The sequence below is a fragment of the Limnobacter litoralis genome, assembly GCF_030160455.1.
GTDB classification, from domain to species: Bacteria; Pseudomonadota; Gammaproteobacteria; order Burkholderiales; family Burkholderiaceae_B; genus Limnobacter; species Limnobacter litoralis.
In genome coordinates, this window is sequence record NZ_BSOJ01000010.1 from 24,724 (window position 1) to 47,132 (window position 22,409).

General features: G+C 53.1%; 25 protein-coding genes. 12 read left to right on the top strand and 13 right to left on the bottom strand.

Going from position 1 to position 22,409, the window contains the following annotated elements; all coding sequences use genetic code 11:
- Positions 1-2: 2 nt before the first annotated feature.
- Positions 3-449, top strand: coding sequence for a dUTP diphosphatase (gene dut / locus QQJ87_RS05400; RefSeq protein ID WP_284280516.1), 447 nt, complete (start codon positions 3-5; stop codon positions 447-449).
- A gap of 44 nt (positions 450-493) precedes the next feature.
- Entirely contained in the window at positions 494-1,657 is a 1,164-nt protein-coding gene (locus QQJ87_RS05405) for a GGDEF domain-containing protein (protein WP_284280431.1), read from the top strand.
- 61 nt (positions 1,658-1,718) lie between these two features.
- Here QQJ87_RS05405 and clpA read toward each other — a convergent pair whose 3' ends face one another.
- Entirely contained in the window at positions 1,719-4,043 is a 2,325-nt protein-coding gene (gene clpA / locus QQJ87_RS05410; protein ID WP_284280432.1) for an ATP-dependent Clp protease ATP-binding subunit ClpA, read from the bottom strand.
- Positions 4,040-4,348 (bottom strand): ATP-dependent Clp protease adapter ClpS, encoded by a 309-nt coding sequence (gene clpS / locus QQJ87_RS05415; protein WP_284280433.1) that lies wholly within the window; start codon positions 4,346-4,348, stop codon positions 4,040-4,042. The genes clpA and clpS overlap by 4 nt, the downstream gene beginning before the upstream one ends.
- A 363-nt stretch (positions 4,349-4,711) precedes the next feature.
- On the opposite strand from clpS, the gene QQJ87_RS05420 reads away from it, so the two are divergent.
- Positions 4,712-4,933 (top strand): cold-shock protein, encoded by a 222-nt coding sequence (locus tag QQJ87_RS05420; protein ID WP_284280434.1) that lies wholly within the window; start codon positions 4,712-4,714, stop codon positions 4,931-4,933.
- A 91-nt stretch (positions 4,934-5,024) separates the two neighbouring features.
- Here the strand turns inward: QQJ87_RS05420 and icd are convergent, their stop codons facing one another.
- On the bottom strand, positions 5,025-6,272 hold the full coding sequence (gene icd / locus QQJ87_RS05425; RefSeq protein ID WP_284280435.1) for an NADP-dependent isocitrate dehydrogenase: 1,248 nt from the start codon (positions 6,270-6,272) through the stop codon (positions 5,025-5,027).
- Positions 6,273-6,425: 153 nt separating this feature from the next.
- On the opposite strand from icd, the gene QQJ87_RS05430 reads away from it, so the two are divergent.
- Positions 6,426-6,878, top strand: coding sequence for a DUF192 domain-containing protein (locus tag QQJ87_RS05430; RefSeq protein WP_284280436.1), 453 nt, complete (start codon positions 6,426-6,428; stop codon positions 6,876-6,878).
- 30 nt (positions 6,879-6,908) lie between these two features.
- Here the strand turns inward: QQJ87_RS05430 and sodB are convergent, their stop codons facing one another.
- Together sodB and xseA are read right to left on the bottom strand one after the other, a co-directional pair.
- Positions 6,909-7,487 carry a superoxide dismutase [Fe] gene (gene sodB / locus QQJ87_RS05435; protein ID WP_284280437.1) on the bottom strand — a complete coding sequence of 193 codons (579 nt, stop codon included), beginning with the start codon at positions 7,485-7,487 and terminating at the stop codon, positions 6,909-6,911.
- 59 nt (positions 7,488-7,546) lie between these two features.
- Positions 7,547-8,890 carry an exodeoxyribonuclease VII large subunit gene (xseA, locus tag QQJ87_RS05440; protein WP_284280438.1) on the bottom strand — a complete coding sequence of 448 codons (1,344 nt, stop codon included), beginning with the start codon at positions 8,888-8,890 and terminating at the stop codon, positions 7,547-7,549.
- 297 nt (positions 8,891-9,187) lie between these two features.
- Here xseA and QQJ87_RS05445 point away from each other — a divergent pair, with 297 nt between their 5' ends.
- The 6 genes from QQJ87_RS05445 (at position 9,188) to adk (ending at position 13,058) form a co-directional block, all read left to right on the top strand.
- Entirely contained in the window at positions 9,188-9,814 is a 627-nt protein-coding gene (locus QQJ87_RS05445; RefSeq protein WP_284280439.1) for a MotA/TolQ/ExbB proton channel family protein, read from the top strand.
- A 4-nt stretch (positions 9,815-9,818) separates the two neighbouring features.
- Positions 9,819-10,244, top strand: a complete 426-nt coding sequence (locus QQJ87_RS05450; RefSeq protein WP_284280440.1) for an ExbD/TolR family protein — start codon at positions 9,819-9,821, stop codon at positions 10,242-10,244.
- Positions 10,241-11,311: a tetraacyldisaccharide 4'-kinase gene (gene lpxK / locus QQJ87_RS05455; protein ID WP_284280441.1), complete on the top strand. Its 1,071-nt coding sequence runs from the start codon at positions 10,241-10,243 to the stop codon at positions 11,309-11,311. Before QQJ87_RS05450 ends, lpxK begins: the two co-directional genes overlap by 4 nt.
- Complete coding sequence (locus tag QQJ87_RS05460) at positions 11,292-11,471, top strand: Trm112 family protein (RefSeq protein ID WP_284280442.1); 180 nt, start codon at positions 11,292-11,294, stop codon at positions 11,469-11,471. Before lpxK ends, QQJ87_RS05460 begins: the two co-directional genes overlap by 20 nt.
- A gap of 2 nt (positions 11,472-11,473) precedes the next feature.
- Positions 11,474-12,241 carry a 3-deoxy-manno-octulosonate cytidylyltransferase gene (gene kdsB, locus QQJ87_RS05465; RefSeq protein WP_284280443.1) on the top strand — a complete coding sequence of 256 codons (768 nt, stop codon included), beginning with the start codon at positions 11,474-11,476 and terminating at the stop codon, positions 12,239-12,241.
- Positions 12,242-12,404: 163 nt separating this feature from the next.
- Positions 12,405-13,058, top strand: a complete 654-nt coding sequence (gene adk, locus QQJ87_RS05470; RefSeq protein WP_284280444.1) for an adenylate kinase — start codon at positions 12,405-12,407, stop codon at positions 13,056-13,058.
- An 88-nt stretch (positions 13,059-13,146) separates the two neighbouring features.
- Here adk and murJ read toward each other — a convergent pair whose 3' ends face one another.
- A complete protein-coding gene (murJ, locus tag QQJ87_RS05475) occupies positions 13,147-14,715 on the bottom strand; it encodes a murein biosynthesis integral membrane protein MurJ (protein ID WP_284280445.1) in 1,569 nt (522 codons plus the stop codon).
- Positions 14,716-14,789: 74 nt separating this feature from the next.
- Here murJ and rpsT point away from each other — a divergent pair, with 74 nt between their 5' ends.
- Positions 14,790-15,056: a 30S ribosomal protein S20 gene (gene rpsT / locus QQJ87_RS05480; protein ID WP_284280446.1), complete on the top strand. Its 267-nt coding sequence runs from the start codon at positions 14,790-14,792 to the stop codon at positions 15,054-15,056.
- A gap of 102 nt (positions 15,057-15,158) precedes the next feature.
- On the opposite strand, the gene QQJ87_RS05485 is transcribed toward rpsT, so the two are convergent.
- Genes QQJ87_RS05485 through xseB form a run of 5 tightly spaced genes read right to left on the bottom strand, consistent with a single transcriptional unit; the run spans position 15,159 to position 19,422 of the window.
- A complete protein-coding gene (locus QQJ87_RS05485) occupies positions 15,159-15,482 on the bottom strand; it encodes a DUF3579 domain-containing protein (protein WP_284280447.1) in 324 nt (107 codons plus the stop codon).
- A 30-nt stretch (positions 15,483-15,512) separates the two neighbouring features.
- Entirely contained in the window at positions 15,513-16,340 is an 828-nt protein-coding gene (folE2, locus tag QQJ87_RS05490; protein ID WP_284280449.1) for a GTP cyclohydrolase FolE2, read from the bottom strand.
- A 7-nt stretch (positions 16,341-16,347) separates the two neighbouring features.
- A complete protein-coding gene (gene dxs, locus QQJ87_RS05495; RefSeq protein ID WP_284280517.1) occupies positions 16,348-18,270 on the bottom strand; it encodes a 1-deoxy-D-xylulose-5-phosphate synthase in 1,923 nt (640 codons plus the stop codon).
- A complete protein-coding gene (locus QQJ87_RS05500) occupies positions 18,264-19,163 on the bottom strand; it encodes a polyprenyl synthetase family protein (RefSeq protein WP_284280450.1) in 900 nt (299 codons plus the stop codon). Before QQJ87_RS05500 ends, dxs begins: the two co-directional genes overlap by 7 nt.
- Before the next feature lies 1 nt (position 19,164).
- Positions 19,165-19,422 (bottom strand): exodeoxyribonuclease VII small subunit, encoded by a 258-nt coding sequence (gene xseB, locus QQJ87_RS05505; protein ID WP_284280451.1) that lies wholly within the window; start codon positions 19,420-19,422, stop codon positions 19,165-19,167.
- A 177-nt stretch (positions 19,423-19,599) separates the two neighbouring features.
- On the opposite strand from xseB, the gene QQJ87_RS05510 reads away from it, so the two are divergent.
- The gene (locus QQJ87_RS05510; protein WP_284280452.1) at positions 19,600-20,700 is read left to right on the top strand and encodes an aromatic ring-hydroxylating oxygenase subunit alpha; all 1,101 of its coding nucleotides are present in this window, start codon (positions 19,600-19,602) and stop codon (positions 20,698-20,700) included.
- Between the two features lie 19 nt (positions 20,701-20,719).
- Here QQJ87_RS05510 and QQJ87_RS05515 read toward each other — a convergent pair whose 3' ends face one another.
- Both QQJ87_RS05515 and QQJ87_RS05520 read right to left on the bottom strand, forming a co-directional pair.
- Positions 20,720-21,541, bottom strand: a complete 822-nt coding sequence (locus tag QQJ87_RS05515; protein WP_284280453.1) for a ZIP family metal transporter — start codon at positions 21,539-21,541, stop codon at positions 20,720-20,722.
- Between the two features lie 12 nt (positions 21,542-21,553).
- Positions 21,554-22,369: a helix-turn-helix transcriptional regulator gene (locus QQJ87_RS05520; RefSeq protein WP_284280454.1), complete on the bottom strand. Its 816-nt coding sequence runs from the start codon at positions 22,367-22,369 to the stop codon at positions 21,554-21,556.
- Between the last annotated feature and the right edge of the window lie 40 nt (positions 22,370-22,409).

The window sequence follows — 22,409 nt, forward strand, 5'->3', positions numbered from 1 at the left end:
AAATTCCAGTCGAAGTTAAAATTCTCGATCAGCGCATGGCCACCCAGTTGCCAGAGTACGGCACCGCAGGCAGCGCGGGTCTCGATCTTCGGGCCTGTATTGACACCCCCATGACGCTAGAATCGGGTCAGGCGGAACTCATTCCAACCGGCATTTCAATCCACCTAGGAGATCCTGGATATTGTGCAACCATCCTGCCAAGGTCAGGTTTGGGCCACAAAAAAGGCTTGGTACTGGGCAATCTGGTGGGCTTGATCGATTCAGACTACCAAGGCCCCCTGATGGTGTCGCTTTGGAACCGAAGTAATCAACCCGTCACGGTCGAACCCATGGAGCGAATCGCCCAACTGGTCATTCTGCCTGTCGTTCAAGCGCAATTCAGCGTAGTGGACGAGTTCAAACCCAGCCAGCGTGGCGAAGGTGGATTCGGGAGCACTGGAACCAAATAACTTTCAAATGTTACTCAGGTTCATTGTGGGTATTGGAAACAACAATGAACCAGACGGCAGTGGGTTTCAAGCATCCGCTTAAAACGCTCAAATTGGGTTTGTCCGACCTGGCCGAAGCCCTTCCCTGCCAGGCATTGAACGCCTGCTGGCTCTTTGTCTGCCTGGTTTTGGCTGCATTTGCTGTCATTAACTGCAGTCAGATCAAGGGCTTGCGTAGCACCCAAGCCCGATTACAACTCACCCAAAACACCATCAACGATCTGGTTATTCAAAGCGCAAATCTTCGACTTCTTGAACCCACGATCAGCACCAATGAACGCATCTCAGCGGCAAGGCTGAAACAAGCCGGATATCAATCAGCCCACGAGCTTGCCTATCAAATTCAATCGCGACTTGCCATTTTGAACACCTTGCAAGCTGAACTGCCTGTCCAGCTTCCACTTCAGCGGCTGAATGACAGCATCAACAAGCTGATCCCCACCGACTATTCAAATTCTTCTGCAGACTCAAAACGAATCGAATCAAGCATTGATCAATGGTTCAAAGCGTTGGCTCAGCTTAGTCAACAAGTGCAAGCCATTTCCAACGCACACACCCAGCGTTCCAACACACTGGAGCGCAATAATCTACTGCTTGCAATAGCAGTGCTTGCATTCTCAGTTTCACTGGCAGCACTAAACATCTGGAAGCGTTCAAAAATGAGCAAGCGCTTCGAGTTTGAATTAAAGCTGTTAACCAACCAGGCTCGAACCGACCCGCTGACCGGGGTTCTGAATCGCAGGGGATGGCTGGAATACACTGGAAAATATCTCAAAAACTGCCAGAAAGAGGCTCGAAAACCAGCCAGTCTGGCCGTGTTGGACATCGATTACTTCAAACAGTACAACGACACCTTTGGCCATGAGGCCGGCGACGACCGGCTTCGCCACTTTGCCGCCATATTGCGACAAAACTTCAGGCCAGGTGACCTGATCGCCAGAGTGGGGGGCGAGGAGTTTGCCGTTATGCTGATGAACTGCAATGTCGAAGAGTCTCGACGAATTGTGGATCGAATCCGCGAATCGGCCCTGTGCGACATTCCATTTTCAGCGGGTTTGACCAACATCGACAACCATGAATCCATCATCAAGGCCATGGCTGTTGCAGACCAGGCGCTGTATCAAGCCAAACACAGCGGTCGGAACTGCTCAAAGATTGCCTACCATTGAAAACGCCCCAAGGGTTAAACCCAAGGGGCGTCAGTGAAGGCATTAAACCACCTTGTCTGGCTTAGTCGACGGCGACCTCGGTTCCACTTTCAGATGGAGCACCTTGGTCTTCTTCAAATGTCAGAGTAACCTTGTCGTCCTCCTCGACATAATCCACCGTCACCTTGCCACCATTGACCAGCTTGCCAAACAGCAATTCATCGGCCAAGGCTTTCCGAATCGTGTCCTGAATGAGTCGCTGCATGGGTCGGGCGCCCATCAATGGGTCAAATCCCTTCTTGGCAAGGTACTTGCGCAAGGCATCGGTAAAGATGGCATCGACACGCTTCTGATGCAGTTGCTCTTCGAGTTCCATCAGGAACTTGTCGACCACACGCAGAATAATGTCTTCATCCAGCGCCCTGAACGAGATGATCGAATCCAGTCTGTTGCGGAATTCTGGCGAGAACATCCGCTTGATGTCTTCCATCTCATCACCCTGTACCTTGGACTCGGTGAATCCAATGTTGCGCTTGGTCAAGGCCTCGGCACCCGCGTTGGTGGTCATGATAATGATCACATTGCGGAAATCCGCCTTTCGACCGTTGTTGTCTGTCAGGGTGCCGTTGTCCATCACCTGCAACAAAATGTTGAAGACGTCCGGATGGGCTTTCTCGATCTCGTCCAGCAACAGCACACAGTGGGGCTTTTTGGTAATGGCCTCGGTCATCAAACCACCTTGGTCAAAACCAACATATCCGGGGGGCGCACCAATCAAGCGAGACACAGCGTGACGCTCCATGTACTCAGACATGTCAAAGCGAATCATCTCGATGCCCAGAATGAACGCCAACTGCTTGGCCACTTCTGTTTTACCCACACCAGTTGGCCCGGAGAACAGGAAAGAGCCAATCGGCTTGTCCGGTTTACCCAACCCTGACCGGGACATTTTGATGGCATTGGCCAGCGCCTCAATCGCGGGGTCTTGGCCGAATACTGTGGCCTTCAGATCGCGATCCAGCGTTGCCAGTTTGTTGCGATCGTCGGTGTTAACCGATTGAGGCGGAATACGGGCGATCTTGGATACGATGTCCTCGATGTCACCCTTGGTGATGGTTTTGCGCTGCTTGCTTTTCGGCAGAATGCGCTGCGCAGCACCCGCTTCATCAATCACATCAATGGCCTTGTCGGGCAAGTGTCTGTCGTTGATGAATTTGGCGGACAATTCGGCGGCTGCGGAAATCGCGGCGTTGGAATATTTCACGCCATGGTGCTCTTCGAACCGGCTCTTCAATCCGCGAAGGATTTCAACCGTTTGCTCAACACTGGGCTCATTGACGTCGATTTTCTGGAAACGACGTGAAAGGGCATGGTCTTTCTCAAAAATGCCCCGATATTCATTGAAGGTGGTTGCACCAATGCACTTCAATTGGCCTGAAGACAAAGCAGGCTTGAGCAGGTTGGAAGCGTCCAGAGTGCCCCCTGAAGCAGACCCAGCGCCGATCAGGGTGTGAATTTCATCGATGAAAAGCACCGAGTCCGGATTGGACTTCAATTGCTTCAAAACGGCCTTCAAACGCTGCTCAAAATCACCACGGTATTTGGTGCCGGCGAGCAACGCGCCCATGTCCAGCGAATAGACTTGGGCAGCCTCAAGAATTTCGGGAACCTCACCCTGAACGATCCGCCAGGCAAGGCCTTCGGCGATCGCTGTCTTGCCCACGCCAGCCTCACCCACCAACAGCGGGTTGTTTTTGCGACGGCGACACAACACCTGAATGACTCGTTCAACCTCGGATTCACGACCAATCAGGGGATCGATCTTGCCTTCCTTGGCGAGTGCATTAAGGTTTTGAGTGTACTGGTCCAGAGGCGACTGTTTGTCCGACCCTGTAGTCGAAGTAGCCTCGGCCTCCTGTTCCTGGTTCTCGTTCTGCGTATTTTCCTGCTTGGGTGCAGGCGCTTGCGGTGTCTTCGTGATGCCGTGTGAAATGAAATTCACCACGTCCAGACGGGTAATGCCCTGCTGGTGCAAATAGTACACCGCGTGCGAATCCTTCTCGCCAAAAATCGCCACCAGAACATTTGCGCCCGTGACCTCTTTTTTGCCGTTGGATGTGGACTGCACGTGCATGATGGCCCGCTGGATAACGCGCTGGAAACCCAACGTAGGCTGAGTGTCCACCTCGTCCTGGCCAGACACCACCGGGGTGTTGTCCTTGATGAAATTTTGAAGATTCTTGCGAATCTCTTCAATGTCGCATGAACATGAGCGCAGCACTTCAGCCGCAGAAGGGTTGTCCAACAAAGCAAGCAACAAGTGCTCGACAGTGATGAACTCATGCTTCTGCTGACGCGCATCAACAAATGCCATGTGCAAACTTACTTCCAATTCTTGCGCGATCATGTTTCCTCCATTACGCACTGCAGAGGGTGCTGATGCTGCATTGCGAAACTACAAACCAGTTCAACTTTCGTTGAGGCGATGTCTTTGGGATACACCCCACAAACGCCTTTGCCCTCACGATGCACTTTCAGCATTATTTGAGTAGCCTGTTCCCTACCCTTGCCAAAAAACTTTTGCAAAACCAGAACGACGAACTCCATCGGCGTGTAATCGTCGTTCAACAAAACCACCTGATACATGGGTGGTGCCTTGGCCAGATCCTGCTTGGGTTCCAGTACCGTAGTCGGGCTATTTTGCGAACTCATCACTTTATTGTAATCACTTCCAATGTCTATGCAACGACGATTTGCGGGCATTAAACGGCCTATCTCTCGATGTGGGCACGAAGTACCGAAAATCAAGCAACTTAGGATAAAAAAATAACGAACCCAAGATTAAAAAGCAATATAGGTACATCTTAGCCAATACCGGCTAAAAGCGGCACGGAGGCCGTCAGAACGGGGGAAAAATAAGGCGAATCGGGTAAACCCTAAAAATGTATTGATTGTATTGTTGACCTGAGCGAAAACTGCTTCAACAATAGAGTCAAGTTGGCAAGACCAACGAGTCATTGAAAAGTTCCCAAGGCTTTTCGATTGAAGTGGATGTCTAGATTAGGAGGTCATGCGATGGCGACCGGTACCGTAAAGTGGTTTAACGATGCAAAAGGTTTTGGGTTTATTACGCCCGACGAAGGCACTGAAGAGTTGTTTGCACACTTTTCAGCCATTCAGGCAGAAGGGTTCAGAACTCTCAAGGAAGGTCAGAAGGTGACATTCGATGTCGTCGACGGCCCAAAGGGTAAGCAGGCACAAAACATTGTTGCAGCAACTACCGCCAGCGCAGCCTAATCACGGCCAGCCGCAGGAACAAAAAAACCACCTCAACTAGAGGTGGTTTTTTTTCGCCCCTGCCATGCAAAGGTGGCAGTTTGGCGACGCATTACATATTGGAAATCATCACCTTGCCAAAGCCGGAACAGCTGACCTGTGTCGCGCCTTCCATCAGACGCGCGAAGTCATAAGTAACCTGCTTGGACTCGATTGACTTTTCCATGGAGTGGATGATCAGGTCTGCTGCCTCTACCCAGCCCATGTGACGCAACATCATTTCAGCGGACAGAATCTGTGAACCGGGGTTCACGTAGTCTTTGCCCGCGTACTTGGGTGCAGTGCCGTGCGTGGCTTCGAACATGGCAATTGAATCAGACAGGTTGGCGCCCGGCGCAATACCAATGCCACCGACCTGCGCGGCCAGCGCGTCGGAAATGTAATCGCCATTCAGGTTCATGGTGGCAATGACGTCGTATTCGGCAGGGCGCAGCAGAATTTGCTGCAGGAACGCATCGGCAATGACGTCTTTCACAACGATGTCACCGTGCGCAGCCTTGATTTTCATCCATGGGCCGCCATCCAGAAGTTCTGCCCCGAATTCACGCTGGGCCAACTCGTAACCCCACTTGGCAAAGGCACCCTCGGTGTACTTCATGATGTTGCCCTTGTGAACCAGGGTCACTGATGAGCGCTTGTTGTCAATCGCATACTGCAGGGCTTTGCGGAACAGTCGTTCGGTGCCTTCCTTGGAGATGGGCTTGATGCCAATGCCTGATGTTTCGGGGAAGCGGATTTTGGTCACACCCATTTCTTCCTGAAGAAACTTGATCAGCTTTTTGGCTTTGTCACTCTGCGCCTCGTACTCGATACCGGCATAGATGTCCTCGGAGTTTTCACGGAAAATCACCATGTTGGTTTTGTGAGGCTCTTTCACAGGGCTGGGCACACCATTGAAATAACGAACGGGACGCAGACACACATACAGGTCCAACTGCTGACGCAATGCCACGTTGATTGAACGGATACCGCCACCAACTGGGGTTGTCAAAGGGCCTTTGACAGAAACCACATACTCTTTCAACACTTCCAGTGTTTCTTCAGGCAGCCAGACATCCGGACCGTACACACGCGTTGATTTTTCACCCGCGTAAATTTCCATCCAGCTGATTTTCCGCTTTCCACCGTATGCCTTTGCAACGGCTGCGTCGACGACGTCGATCATGACGGGCGTGATGTCAAAACCGGTGCCATCGCCTTCAATGTATGGGATGATCGGCTGATCAGGGACGTTCAGGGAATAATCGCTGTTGACTGTGATTTTTTCGCCGACGGACGGTACTTTAATGTGCTGGTACATGGCCTCTCCACTGCTTCTGTGTTGTTAGAGTAAACACTCTAGTGTATCTCGGAATTGGGGGAATCTCAATTATTTCGCAATGTGAAATCATATTCCTCATTACGCTAAGGCCATTATAATAACCTGATCTTCTTTCAATACTCTGACACAATCGTGAACCGCCCGAATTTTCAATACGCCTTGATTGGGCTTCTACTGGCCTGTACGGGCTCGGCAAATGCCGCTGGGCCTTTGAACCCCCCACTGAAAACGGTCACTGTCACCATCGGAAAGCAGTCGATTGTGGCTGAAGTTGCAGACACCCCAGAAACACGTGAGACCGGCTTGATGAATCGGGGCAATTTGCCCGACAACAAAGGCATGCTGTTTGTGTTTCAGGACAGCCAGCCACACTGCATGTGGATGAAAAACACCCCCAACGACCTTGATGTCGCATTTGCAGATGCCGAGGGGCAGATTTTGAATGTTGAAAACATGAAAGCGGAAACACTCGACATTCACTGCGCCAAAGGTTTTAGCGTGTATGCGCTGGAAATGAGATCGGGCTGGTTCAAGGACCACAAAGTGAAACGCGGGGACTTCATGGACATAAAAAAACCCCGCTAAACAGCGGGGTTTTTTGGGGATGGCAATCGCTCAAGCGAAATTCTTCGCAGCAAATTCCCAGTTCACAAGCGCCCAAAACGCTTCCATGTACTTGGGGCGTGCATTGCGGTAATCCACGTAGTAAGCATGTTCCCAAACGTCGCAGGTCAGCAGGGGCTTGTCGCCTGTGGTCAGTGGCGTGGCGGCATTGCTGGTGTTAACGATGTCTACCGAACCGTCTGCCTTTTTCACCAGCCAGGTCCAGCCTGAACCAAAGTTTGTGGTTGCACTTTTGGTAAATGCGTCTTTGAAAGCCGCGAAACTGCCATATTTGGCGTTGATGGCCTGTGCAAGCGCACCTGTGGGCTCACCACCGCCATTGGGTGACAAACCATTCCAGTAAAAGGTGTGGTTCCAGACTTGGGCCGCGTTGTTGAATACGCCACCGGTGGACTTCTTGACGATGTCCTCAAGGCTGGACTCCGCAAACTCGGTGCCCTTGATCAGGTTGTTCAGGTTGGTCACATAAGTGGCGTGGTGCTTGCCATAGTGAAACTCCAGCGTTTCTTTGGAGATGTGGGGTGCCAAAGCGTCCATGGCATAGGGCAATGCGGGTAGTGTGTGTTCCATTTTAATGTCCTCTCACTTCGTGCTACACAAATTTTGATTCTAACGTGAAATAAGGCGCGCTAAACAGACGGCACGCCCGAGCCATGGGTTTTATCCCGCACCGTTACATTCAATTGTCCGTCAGCCAATGTGGCTGCCAAAACCTGGCCAGGTTCGACCTGATCAACCGAATTAACAACGCTGTCCGCAGTTTGCAGAAAAGCATAGCCCTTCTCCAGGTTGCGTTGCGGAGACAATGCGCGAAGCGTGTTTTCCTGACCGAGCAACCCCATGCTTGCCTGCTGCACTTTGCGATCCACCGATTGCCTTAAAAGCCGGACGACTTTCGTATTGCGTGTTTGGGCCTCATTCATTCCCCCGTGCAGCGCCCGACCAGTGCGCTGGACGCAGCCCACCATAGACTGGTTGGCAAAGCGCAAGGCCTGTTGCAATTGACGCTGCATGACTGCACGTGCATGGGTCAAACGCTGCTCAAGTGCCTGCAGATAGGCAGAGGGCGTTACAAGCCCAAGCTCAAGGCGATCCAGTTGCTGCGCCCGTTGAGACAGTGCCGCCTCCAATACACGGCGCAAGTCGCGCTGCAGAGCATCCACCTGCGCGATCAAGTCAGCTGTAGGCGGACTCACCAGTTCGGCTGCTGCAGTTGGGGTAGAGGCTCGAACATCGGCCGCAAACTCGGCCAGCGTAACGTCACTTTCATGACCGATGCCCGCCACAGTGGGCGTAACGCATGCAGCCACCGCCCGAACGACTGCCTCTTCATTGAAGCACCACAGGTCTTCCAGACTGCCACCACCACGGGCCAATACAATCACCTCGTGACCCGCGGAATCAGCCTGCTGAAGCGCCGCCACGATTTGCGGCGTGGCGGCTTCACCCTGAACGGCAGTGGGATAGAGGGTGTATCGGACGTGGGGGGCGCGCCGGGCCAGAGTACGGCGCATGTCCGCCAATGCAGCCGCCTGCAAAGAGGTGACAATCGCAATGTTGAAGGCATATGCTGGCAAGGGGCGTTTTCGATCCTGCGAGAACAGACCCTCTGTCGCCAGCATGGTTTTCAGCCTGAGATAACGCTCATGTAAATCGCCCTGACCCGCATGTTTGAGCGTGTCCACCAGAATTTGTAACTCACCCCGCGGCTCGTAAAGGCCAACTTGGGCAAGCGCCTCCAGCTTGTCTCCCACCTTCGGCAGAAACCCAACCAGAATATTGCGCTGGCGAAACATGACAGCCTTTACCTGAGCCTGTTCATCCTTCAGACTGAAGTACCAGTGGCCAGAGGACGCCTTGGTGAATGAAGCCACTTCGCCTTGAATTCGGACGGCCATGAATTCCCGACGCAATGTGTCACTGAGATGACGTGTAAACTGGCTTACTGAAAAAACTGTTTTAAAGTCAGTCATTTACTAAAAAGACCTCGAAAAGGCAAACATTTCCACAAAGGCTTATCAAAAAGCAATTTCAATTGCAACACGCCTGAAACAATTGAAAAACAAACTAAGCAATTGATTTTTAATAGATAAATCTAGAATATTTTTTAAAAAAAAGTTCCTTATCCCCGAAGCTGGAAAAAAAAGAAAGGTTTAATCGGCCTTTTCCACAAAGTTTTCCACATTGCAAGCAACACCATGCCTTGCAGTTCATTTGTCAAGCCAGTCAATTTTCGCTAGAGTCGCACTCTTGTGTAGAAGGAGTCTAATGTGTGGGCGATCATTACCGCTGCTGGCTGGCCAATTTGGCCATTGATTTTTGCATCCATGGCAGCTTTGGCCATTGTGTTTGAGCGGGTTTGGTACCTGCGGTCAGCCCAAATCGCCCCCAAAGGTTTAATTCAGGACGTGGTCAAAAATCTGACCCCTTTCAAAGACCCTCAAAACCTGGCGCGACTTCACGGGCATAGCCTGCTCGGAAGCGTTGCAGCGGACGGCTTGGGGGCAGCACTCTCTGGCCAAGACCCCGAACAAGCCATGCTGGAAAAGGCCGAAGAGGTTCAAGACAAACTGGAGAAGCATCTCGATGTCTTGTCCATGATCGCCAGTGCAGCGCCCATGATGGGTTTGCTTGGCACCGTCATCGGAATGATCGAGATTTTCGCAACACAGGGGCAAACCGCCCAGAACCCCGAGGTGCTTGCCGCCGGGATCTCGGTGGCCTTGTACAACACGGCTTTCGGATTGATTGTGGCCATTCCTGCCTTGGTCGCATACCGTCTTTTTAAAATCAGAATCAATGCCCTGATGAATCACATGGGTCTTGAACTGAAACCCCTTGAGGCGGCTCTACGCCAGCAATTGAAGACCGCATCCACTCGTGCGGGCCGAGGTTAATCGCGTGAGACTGACCCGTCGCAACGACACCAGCACAGAACCCGAGATCAACCTGATCCCGCTGATCGACATTTTGCTGGTCATTGTGATTTTTCTGGTCATTTCATCGACTTTTGTTCGTCAAAGCCAATTGAAGGTTGATTTGCCAGGCACGCAGAACGGTGAAACAAAAGCGGATCAAAGCAAAGTGATCCGAATCCGGATCGCTCGGGATGGAAACTACGCCTTGGGAGATCAAGGCGTGCTGTCCGCCGATCAACTGCGCAGCGCGCTGGTCAAAGCATTGGCTGAAACACCCGCAGGCCAGGAAAATCACGCCATTATTGAAGCGGATGCAATGGCGACCCACCAGGCGGTGGTGACCGCCATGGACATGCTTGCAGCCTTGGGAATCAGTCGGGTTTCCATTGCCACAGCGCAAAGCCGATGAGCCGGATAGCCCACCTGTCAGCACGACTGGAAGCCAGGCTGACCCGCCTGTGGTTTGGCAAGGCTTCGCCCAGCGGCCTGGAAGCGGTTGTGCTGCGAACGCTGGAATGGATTTACAGCACACTGCGTGACAAAACACACCAGACGGAAAAGGCGATTGCGAGCCGCCAAGCTGTGTCGCCACCCGTACTGGTTATCGGAAATTTGATTGCCGGCGGCGCAGGCAAAACCCCCCTCGTCACAGCCGTGTGCAAGCACGTGACCCAACTCGGCCTGCCTGTTGGAATCGTGACGCGCGGCTACGGCCGCCACTCACAAGAACTACTCCTGCTTAAAGCCGGAGATCCGGTCGATGTGGCCATGACCGGGGATGAAGCGGCGCTGCTGCACGCAACAACGGGTTGCCCTATTGCAATTGGTGCAGATCGGCAAGCCGCAGCTGAGCTGCTTCGCGAAAAGATACCGGGGCTCAGACTGATCGTTTCCGACGATGGGCTGCAACATCACAAACTGCTGCGAAGTCACGAATGGGTTGCCTTCGATCAGCGGGGTGCAGGCAATCACCACCTGCTTCCGGCGGGTCCACTTCGAGAACCACTGGCGCGCTTGAATTCAGTTGAGTTTGTCATATGCACCCAAGGCGACTGCCAATCCCTCGCCCGTCAACTTGATCTGAAAGCAGACAGTCAATGGGTTGAAGTCCAGGTCAATATCCTGCGATTTGTAAACCTGTCCAGTCAGGCGACCTTGTCAATAGAGGCTGCAAAACTACAATTTGCCGATCAAAAAGTACTGGTCATGACAGGACTGGGCAATCCGGACAAATTCTTTGACTCCGCAAGGCGGGTTCTCAACAAAGACTTACCCACCCTGGCCTTGCCCGATCATTTCGATTACCCGGCCGATTTTTGCAGCGGCTTATCTGCGGACGTTTTGGTGGTAACTGCCAAAGATGCCGTAAAATTGGATCCGTTGGACGCGCGCATCTGGGTGGCTGAAGCCGAAGCGCAGCTGCCTCGCACATTAACTCAAGCTCTCGAGGACTACGTTGGATACTCAACTGATTGACATTTTGGTTTGCCCTAGCTGCAAGGGCCCGCTGATCAAGCGTCCCGCCGACGGCTACCTTTGCTGCAAAGCTGAAAAACTGGCTTTTCCAGTGCGTGACGGAATTCCAATCATGTTGCTGGAACAAGCCGAGTCCTTCAACCCAGACGCCCCTCTGTAATCATGTTCAAAGCCGTCGTTCCGGCCCGGTACGCGTCCACCCGCCTGCCCGGCAAGCCGCTGCTGGACATTGCCGGTAAACCCATGGTTGTGCGCGTGGCTGAACAGGCGCGCCTGTCCAAGGCGGATGAGGTTTTGGTTGCCACAGATCACCCTGACATCGCCTCTGCTTGTACCGAGCACGGCATTGACGTGGTGATGACCCGCCCAGACTGGCCCACCGGCACAGATCGATTGGCCGAGGTAGTTCAAGCCAGACAATGGGCCGATGACACGGTGGTTGTGAACGTTCAAGGCGATGAGCCGTTGATCGACCCAGATCTCATCAATCTTGTGGCCACCACGCTCGCCCATGGCGATCAGGACATTGCCACTTGTGGCCACCCTATTTTCGACTGGTCGGAGTTCAAACAACCCAACGTGGTCAAAATTGCCTTGAAAGAAAACATGGAGGCGCTTTATTTTTCGCGTGCCCCAATTCCCTTCCCCAGAGACGGTTTCAGCGCTGAACAAACCACTGAACAACAACGCAAATCGGGCATAGGCATTCGGCATGTGGGGCTTTATGCCTACAAGGCCCGCTTTTTAAAAACCTATCAAAACCTGACGCCCACGGCCCTGGAAGAACTGGAATCTCTTGAGCAACTCAGGGCGCTGGCGCACGGGTTTCGCATAAAAGTGTGTATTATTCATGAATCTCCCCTTCCCGGGGTAGACACGCAGGCAGACTTGGAGCGTGTCAGGTCTCTGTTCAAGACCAAGCTGGGCTAAGAATATTCCGACCAAGCCTCACATTGCCGCAGGTAAGTTTTGCGCAAGTTGTGAGTGCCACACTGTGGTCGGGTAATCAAAACAACAAGCCCCCGAACGACCGCGCTTGAATTGGCCTGACGCTGGCCTTCATGCGAAAGAATTAAAAACTCTAGAGGCAATTATGCGTTTAATACTATTGGGCGCGCCTGGTGCGGGCAAAGGCACACAGGCGACTTTCATCAAAGAAAAATTTGGCATTCCCCAGATTTCCACCGGGGACATGCTGCGCGCAGCGGTCAAGGCAGGTACACCACTGGGCATCGAGGCCAAAAAAGTGATGGATGCGGGCGGGCTGGTGTCCGACGACATCATTATCAATCTGGTCAAAGAGCGCCTGAAAGAAAGCGACTGCCAGAACGGCTATCTGTTTGACGGATTTCCACGCACAATTCCCCAGGCTGAGGCCATGAAGGATGCAGGCGTGAAAATCGATTTCGTGCTGGAAATCGATGTGCCGCACTCTGAAATCATTGAACGCATGAGCGGACGCCGCACTCACGCTGCATCCGGCCGAACCTACCACATTCGCTTCAACCCGCCCAAACAGGCAGGCTTGGACGACGTGACGGGTGAACCACTGGTTCAGCGGGACGATGACAAAGAAGAAACCGTTCGCAAGCGCCTGGACGTTTACGAAAGCCAAACCCGCCCCCTCGTAGATTACTACAGCAAGTGGGCGGCCACAGGGGATGCCAATGCACCCCAATATCGCAAGATTGCAGGTGTTGGCTCCGTGGATGAAATCCGTACACGTGCCTTTGATGCATTGAAGTAAATCCTGCGTTCAGCATTTCTTCGTTCAAATCAAAAAAGCCGGCTTTCGCCGGCTTTTTTGTGACCTGTTCAGTTGAAGCGGAAAGCAGTCAATCCTCAATTTTCGCTGGCCGACTCAACAGTTTTTTGGGATGCATGCCCATGGCAGTCAAGGCCGCAAAATACACCAAAGCAGCCGCCACGATAAGACCCAAGCCTTCGAGCAGGCGCAACACGGGATGTGCCGCAAGGGCAATCCAGTCAAAGTAGTGATTGGCCCAAAACAACAACGCCCCCATCAAGGCGGCCGCAATTCCAATTCTGACGCTGTAGGCCAGCCACCCCTGTGAAGGCGTGTACAGCCCCCGCTTGCGCAAACCCAGGTACAAAACACCCGCATTCAGGCTGGCACCCAGGCCGACAGACAAAGGCAGGCCAGCATGGCCAAATATCGGCACCCAAACCAAATTCATCAGCTGAGTCACAACCACCACCATGACTCCGATTTTCACGGGCGTACGAACATCCTGCTTTGCATAAAAACCCGGGGCAAGAATCTTCACAAGCACAAGCCCGAGCAGACCAACGCTGTACGCCATCACTGCGTGACTGGTCATGGTCACGTCAGTTGCATCAAATCGCCCGTAGTGGAACAACATGCTGACCAGTGCCTCACTAAAGACACCGAGCCCAACGGCTGCGGGCAGCGCCAGCGCCAAAGTCAGGCGAAGCCCCCAATCCAGCAGGTTGGAGTAGTCGGCATGACTGCGGGTGGCTGCAGCCGACAAAGAAGGCAACAACACGGTTCCCAGTGCCACACCCAGTAAGGCGGTTGGAAACTCCATGAGGCGATCACCAAAAGAGATCCATGACACACTGCCCTTGGCCAAATGAGAGGCAATGTTGGTGTTGATGATGAGACTGATTTGAGCCACGGAAACGGCCAGACTGGCAGGCACCATGTTCTTCAATATTCGGTGAACGCGCTCATCCGCAAATGCCTCTCGAAGGCGCCCAAGGCCGGCAAATGGGTTCAGCCATGCGCCAGAACGCCACAAGCCAAACCACAAAACCACCACCTGCAACACGCCGCCCAGCATGACCGAAAACGCCATTGCAAACACAGGCTGTTCAAAGTAGGGAATTAAAAACAAAGCCCCGCCAATAAAGCTGACATTCATCAGCACAGGGGCAAAGGCGGGCAAAGAGAACGATCTGTATGTGTTTAACAACCCAGATGCCAAAGCAACCATTGAAATAAACACAATGTAAGGAAACATCCATTGGGTCAGGCGCACAGTCAGTTCCCATTGGGCGGAACCCACCTGCAAACCGCTGGCAATGCCCATGACCACCCAAGAAGCCCCAAGAGTACCAATGGCTGCAATCACCAAAACCACCAAAAAGAGCAGGGAGATGGCCCGCCTGGCCAGCTCCAGGGAGGCTGGTTTGCCATCCTTGGCATAGACCTGAGACAAAATCGGAATAAACGCCTGTGAGAATGCACCCTCGGCAAACAGTCGGCGCAGCAGATTGGGAATGCGAAATGCAATGAAAAACGCATCCGACACCGCGGAAGCACCCAACACCCTTGCGGTAATGGTTTCCCGCATAAGGCCAGTGATGCGAGAAAGCATCGTCATCGAACTGACAGCCAGGGCTGATTTTAATAAATTCATATATTGATTGTTAAAACAGAATGAGTTTGTTAAACTTATGGGTTACGGAATTCTACACCTTGGATTAAAGCAATATGGCCAACACAGTACAGGCGCACAAGCGCGCTAATCAAGCCGCCAAGCTCAACGCTCACAATTCAGCGATTCGCTCAGCCATGAGAACTGCTGTTAAAAAAGTGCGCGCTGCAGTTGAAGCAGGCGACAAGCAAGCAGCTCAGGCAGTGTATATCGAAACCACACGCGTTCTCGATCGCGGTGCCGACAAGGGCATGATTCACAAGAACAAGGCTTCCCGTCAGAAATCACGTCTGTCTGCAGCCATCAAATCAATGGCAGCCTGAATTTATTCAGCGTCCTGATTTGTTGTGAATACAAAACAGCCGTAAAAAAACAGCCTTCAAATTTGGCTGTTTTTTTACGGCTGTTGGTTTTGATTGAACGGGTCAGCGCTCGGGCAAAAAGCAGGCATCTACAATTTGCAGGTCGTTGTCCTTTGCAAAGTTCTGCACGAATTTGAGCGCCATGGGTTCAATTTCCCTGAGCCGCTCATCAACCACCACACACTTCACACCATTCAGCAAAGTTGGTCTGCAATAAGGGCTGTAGGCAATGTGCGCATGCCCCACCCTGCCGGGCGGGCGATAACAAGACATCACACCACAAAGGCGTTCGGCCCAATCTGAAGGACGAAACACCTTGCCCTCATTCGTCAATCCAAGAATAAAAAACTCTTTGCTTCTGCCGGTCTCGAGATCTATGTCTGACATGCGCGGCTTTCCCCCAAGATAACCGTGCAGTTATCGTCTTTCAATTTTTGCGTAGGCTGAATGGTTGTGAATGGATTCAAAATTTTCAGCTTCAATGCTGTAAGCACCCACTTCCTGCATGCCGTTCAGTGCAATGGCCACATCACGAATGAGGTCTTCTACAAACTTGGGGTTGTCGTACGCACGCTCTGTGACGTATTTTTCGTCGGGTCTCTTGAGCAAACCGTACAGCTCACAAGAAGCCTGCTGCTCTATCTTGGAGATGAATTGACCGATGTCCAACTCGCCTTTCAACTGAACGCGCGCGGTTACGTGAGAGCGCTGGTTGTGCGCACCGTAGTCTGAGATCTTCTTGGAACAGGGGCACAGGCTGGTCACAGGCACGACCACTTGCAACCACACTTCCTGACCTTCCGCATTGGCATTGCCTTCCAGGGTGAGCTGGTAATCCATCAGACTAGACACGCCACTGATGGGTGCGACCTTTGAAATGAAATAAGGCAGGCTCATCTTGATGCGCCCAGAAGGCGCATCGAGCAAGGTGAGCATGTCAGCGAGCATCGCTTTGAAACTTTGAATACTCAGGGTGTGCCCTTGCGACTGCTCGAGAAGCGCCACAAAGCGAGACATGTGTGTGCCTTTCTGCTCGGGTGGCAAATAAACAGTCATTTCGAATTCAGCCACGGAGGGCAGGGACTTTTGGCCTTTGAGTTCGATCAGCACAGGGTATTTGACCGACCGAATACCCACGGACTCAATCGCGATGTGACGCGTGTCCACGGTACTCTGCACGTCTGGAATGGCTTGGCCTGACTGCTCTGCCACGCTGGACTCCAGCCCTTTGTCTCTTGTATTCATAACTTCCTCATTGATTGGCAGCGCGCCCTGTGATGGGACGCACTACATTGCTCTGGCGAGAAAACAGTTCGCCAAAATACTTCTCGACTGATTCACGAACACCAGCAGCATCCAGCCCGGCATTCTTGAGAAGCACGGAAGGATCACCATGATCGATGAATTGGTCGGGCAAGCCCAACTGCAACACTGGATTATTCAGTCCATGGGCGCGCAACAGTTCGCTGACAGCAGAACCCGCACCGCCCATGATACAGCCCTCCTCCAGAGTCACAAAGCCATAACGCTGCTCTGCAAATTGAAGAATCAGGGCTTCATCCAGCGGCTTTACCCATCGCATGTCAACCACAGTGACCCCCAATTCTCGAGCTGCGTCGAGCGATGGAGTCAACATGGAGCCAAATGCGAGCATTACAAGGGGCTTGGCGTCATTGTCAGGCACAAACCTGACAAGGGCCTTGCCAAGTTCCAGGCCGTCCAGGGATTCGTCGCAGACAACACCCGGGCCAACCCCACGGGGATAGCGCACAGCGGCACAGCCTGGATATTTGTAGGCGGAAGACAACAACTTTCGGCACTCGTCTTCGCTGGACGGTGTGGCAATGACCATATTTGGGATACAGCGCAAATAGGCAATGTCGTAATTGCCAGCGTGAGTGGCTCCATCGGCCCCCACCAGCCCCGCCCTATCCAGCGCGAAGGTGACATCCAGGTTTTGCAGGGCCACATCGTGAATGAGCTGATCATACGCGCGCTGAAGGAAGGTGGAATAAATGGCAACCACCGGCTTCAGCCCTTCACAGGCAATGCCAGCCGCAAATGTAACCGCATGCTGTTCAGCAATGCCCACATCAAAGTATCGAGAGGGAAACCGTCGCTCAAATTCCACCATGCCGGAGCCTTCCCGCATGGCAGGGGTAATACCGATGAGCCTGCGATCAGCCTGAGCCATGTCGCACAGCCAGCGACCGAAAACCTGGGTGTAGGTAGGCGGTTTGGGCCCTGTTGACTTCTGAATGCCTACAGTCGGATCAAATTTGCCAGGTCCGTGATACAGCACCGGGTCTTGCTCGGCCAATTTGTAGCCCGCCCCTTTTTTGGTGATGACGTGCAAGAAGATAGGGCCGTGCAATGCCCGCAAATTCTGCAAAGTCGGAATGAGCGCGTCAAGGTCGTGTCCGTCAATTGGGCCGTAATAATTGAACCCGAACTCCTCGAACAGCGTTGCCGGGGTCATCATGCCCTTCACGTGCTCTTCCAGCCGGTGTGCCAGTTCGTACAAAGGTGGAGCAACCCCCAAAATACCTTTGCCGACCTCTTTGGCCGTGTTCATCATCCGACCCGACATCAGCTTGGCCAGGTACTTGTTCAGGGCACCCACTGGCGGCGAGATGGACATGTCGTTGTCATTCAAAATGACGAGCAAATCCACGTCGGGCGTAACGCCTGCGTTGTTCATGGCTTCAAAGGCCATACCCGCAGTCATGGCACCATCGCCGATGACAGCGATGTGCTTGCGCTTCACACCCAAATTTCGGGATGCAACAGCCATGCCCAAAGCAGCTGAAATGGAGGTGCTGGAGTGGGCTGTTCCGAACGCGTCGTACTCGGACTCGCTGCGCTTGGGAAAGCCGGACAATCCACCCGCCTGTCTCAGTGTCGGCATCAAATCACGACGACCCGTCAAAATTTTGTGGGGATAGGTTTGGTGACCCACGTCCCAGACGATGCGGTCATTGGGCGTGTTGAACACATAGTGAAGCGCCACTGTCAGTTCGACAGTGCCCAGATTGGAGGACAGGTGTCCGCCCGTTCGAGACACCTGCTCGACGATGTAATTGCGCAGTTCATCGGCCAGCGCGGGCAACTGACCCGGGCTGAGGCGGCGTAAATCGGCAGGACTGTCTATTTTCTTGAGTAAATCGCTCATGATTTTCTGTCTGTAATCAGGTCTACCAGAATGGCCATCGGGTGACGTTCATCTACACCGCAACGCTCACAGGCTTTCAGCGCGGTGCTTCTCAGATTGGCCAACAATTGCTTGGCCTCTGACAAGCCCATCAAACTGACCATGGTCGGTTTGTTGGACAAGGCGTCTTTGCCAGAAGTTTTACCCAATTGTTCACTGGTGGACTCTACGTCCAATATGTCGTCAATTACCTGATATGCCAAGCCCAAAGTCTTGGCATAGTCCTCTAATCCTGATTGCATCTGGCTGGAAAGTCCAGATCGACTGGCAGAGGCCATGCGCACAGCAGCGAGAATGAGGTCACCCGTTTTACGGGCGTGCATGTGCTTCAACTGATCAAGGGTCATGGGACGGCCAACGTGAGTCAGGTCGATCGCCTGCCCGTTGGCCATTCCTTGCGCGCCTGCGGCTGCAGCCAGAATGGCGGCCTGCTGAAGTCGAATCGAATCTGCCAGCAAAGAGGATTCCAATACCCACTGAAATGCGGTGGTTTGCAAAGCGTCTCCAGCTAGTAAAGCCGTGGCTTCACCGAACTTCACATGGCAAGTGGGCTTTCCACGGCGGAGCACATCGTTGTCCATGCAAGGCAGGTCGTCGTGCACCAATGAATAAGCGTGCATGGCCTCCATCGCACTGGCGGCATCCATCAATGCAGCCGGCGCAGTACCCACGGCATCACCCACAGCGAACATCAAGCAAGCCCGAAGGCGTTTGCCACCACCCAGCAATGCATATTGCATGGCCTGATGCAGCTCAGCCGACACGCCGGTCATGCCGGAAATCTTGTCTGCCAGGTAGCGTTCAAACTCTTCACGGACTGCGTCGAGCCAGGGGCGTGTCAAAAAAGCGGGTTGCATTTCAACCCCGATCCGAGCTTGGTTCGTCGCCCAGCTCAGCGTCGATTTTTGCCACCTCGTCGCGAATCACGGAAAGTCTGCCCTTGCAGTACTTGACCAAGGCTGCACCGCGTTTGTAATCAGCGAGCAATTGGTCCAACCCTACACCGGGTGCATCCATTTTGTCGACCAGGGCTTCCAGTTCGGTCAGGGCCTGTTCGAAAGAGGCGGGCTGGGACATTTCCTGAGCGTCATTCGCTGAGTGGGATGTGTCAGTCATTGCAACCGTTACCGTTGAAGGAAAAGTCTTCTATTTTACTGCGAGAATGCCGAAAGTCGAAAAGTCTTTGTCTTGAATGATGCAGTAAGGTTACAATCCCGTTTCGCCTTTGTGTTCAACCATTTATTTCTGCACCAGTGCCTAAAAGGGGCGCTGTGGGAGGAGGTCCCCGGGATCATGTCCGATTTGAGCGATTTGTCCAAGTTGTCGCAGTCGAATGCACAACCCCATGTTTCGACATACTTTGATGAAATTGTCCTGAAAAAGGAAACACAACAGCTCTACAGAGACGGTCCGGGTTATGTGGGTCACACCCATTGGGTGCCTGAGGAAGGCGACTGGAGGTCACTTCCGTGGGAAAACGATGGTCGCCTGCTGGTCAACAACAAAGGCCATGTAGAACTGCTTTCCAATGTCTGCAGACACCGGCAGGCGGTCATGCTGAAAGGCCACGGTAACTCTCAGAATATTGTCTGCCCGCTGCACCGCTGGACCTATGACCTGCATGGCGAATTGTTGGGTGCGCCTCACTTCGACAGTCAGCCTTGCGCCAAGCTGCACAACTACCCACTGCAAAACTGGCGTGGCTTGTTGTTCAATTCCCAGCGAAACATCCTGAAAGACCTGGAAGGGGTTCCTTTTCTCGACGAACTGGATTTCTCCAGCTTTCAGCTCGATTCAGTCAAGATCAACACCCTGCCCTACAACTGGAAGACCTTCATTGAGGTTTATCTGGAGGATTACCACGTAGAACCATTTCACCCTGGCCTTGGACAGTTCGTCAGTTGTTCTGACCTGACCTGGCACTTTGGCAAGAACTGGAGCGTGCAATCCGTCGGGTTGAATGCCGGACTACGCCGCCCTGGTACACCGGTGTACCGGCAGTGGCATGACGAGGTCATGAAATTCAGCAATGGGGTTGAGCCCAAGTTTGGGGCAATCTGGTTTTGCATGTACCCCAACATCATGGTGGAATGGTATCCGCACGTTCTTGTGGTTTCCACACTTCACCCCAAAGGCCCCCAGGAAACCCTGAACGTGGTCGAGTTTTACTATCCCGAGGAAATCCGCCTGTTTGAGCGCGGCTTTGTGGATGCTGAACAGGCTGCCTACATGGAAACAGCGGTCGAAGACGATGAGATCGCGATTCGCATGGACGAAGGCCGAAAAGTGTTGATGCAGCGTGGAGAACACGATGCAGGACCTTATCAATCACCCATGGAAGATGGCATGCAGCATTTTCATGAGTGGTACGCCCGGGAAATGCGCCTCAAATAAGCGGTGCTTGGTTGCCAGGTCAGTGATGGTGCAGCACGCTGGCCAGGTAGGCAATCACAATCACACCCAAGGAGATGAACAGCAATTGTTGCCACCCTTCACGCAGGGTGGCCTTTTTTTGCATTTGTGGAATCAGATCGGCCACAGCCACATACAGAAAGCTGGCCGATGCCAGCACCAGTGCAATGGGAAGCGCGTTGACAGATTGACTGAGCACGGTGTAACCCAACAAGGCACCAGTCACCGCAGCCACTCCGGAAATGCTCATCAAGCGCAGCGCCTTGCCTCGTGCGATGCCCGCATTGTGCAGAACCAAAAAGTCACCGGTCTGCTGAGGTACTTCATGCAGTGCGATGGACAGCGTCGTTAAAAACCCCAACTTCAAATCCACCAAAAATGCACTGGCGATCAACATGCCATCGCCAAAATTGTGAATGGAATCGCCCACCACGATGAGCAGACCTCCGCGGCCAGCCTCATGGCGGTCAAAGCCATGTTCATGATGATGACCGTCGTGCTCGTGGTGGTGGCTGTGGCGCAAAATGGAAAATTTTTCGAGCACGAAAAAAAACAGCAAACCGCCCAGCAGCCAGGCAAACAGGGCGTGGTGGTTCATGCCGTGATCAAGCGCCTCAGGCAGCAAATGCAGCAAAGAGGTGGCCAACAACACGCCGGTTGACAGGCTGACCATGGGTTCCAGGCTGCGCGTAATACTTCGAAAACTAAGCCAGGCGGCAGAGGTGATGGCCACCAAAGTGCCAAGGCTGGCGGCAAATAACACGATGGGAAGACTGGATTGCAAGGGGCGCCCGGATGTGCTTCGGTTCGAGAAGCCTTGCATTTTACCCGCAAATCAGGGTGTCAACGCGCTATCCATCAACATCACGACCTTCAAAGAAGGATCCATGGCCGTTCGCAATGTGACCTGCTCACAATGCACCAGCCCCTTGACGGGGTGGTTGAAGCTGCGGGCACCTCCAGTGCGGTCAGCCACTTGCTGACGTTTCCACAACGTGGCGAATTCAGCACTTTGCTGAGACAAACGATGAACAAACGCCTCACCTTCCGGCTGTAATGCAATCGCACCCAAATCAGCCCGAAATTCTGCGACCAGTCGCTCGGCACTGGCTTTCCAGTCAAACAGCAACTGCTTTGCAAGCGGATTCAAAAAAACATAGTGAATCAAATTGGGAGCCACTTTGGATCGCGAACCCTGCCCCCAATTCGAAAAGAGCTGCCTGGCTCGCTTGTTGGCGGCCCGAATGGTCCACCAGACGTCCAGCGCATAGGCTGGGCAGTTCATTTCATCGACCACGCGCAGCAGCTTTGGCAATTGATCAAACTCGGGAGGCCTCACGTCGGGGTCAGGCCTGCCCGCCAGTTCAAACAGATAGTGGCGGTTGGCATGGTCCAGACGCAAGGCATCGGCCAGTTGCACAAGTGCCGATGTGGAGGCGTGCACGGCCCGCCCCTGCTCAAGCCAGGTTAGCCAGGTGACACTGATGCCGCACAACGCCGCCAACTCTTCTCGACGCAGCCCCGGAGTTCTTCGGCGGTCACTGCCGGGCAAACCCAAGGCGTCTGGGCGAGTGGACTCACGCAATTGACGAATGAAATGACCCAATTCCAAATGCTGGGTTGTTCGTTTGGGTGGCGCAGCTTGGTTCATTTTATACCAGTATATTTAATCATCTTGAACCAGTATAAAA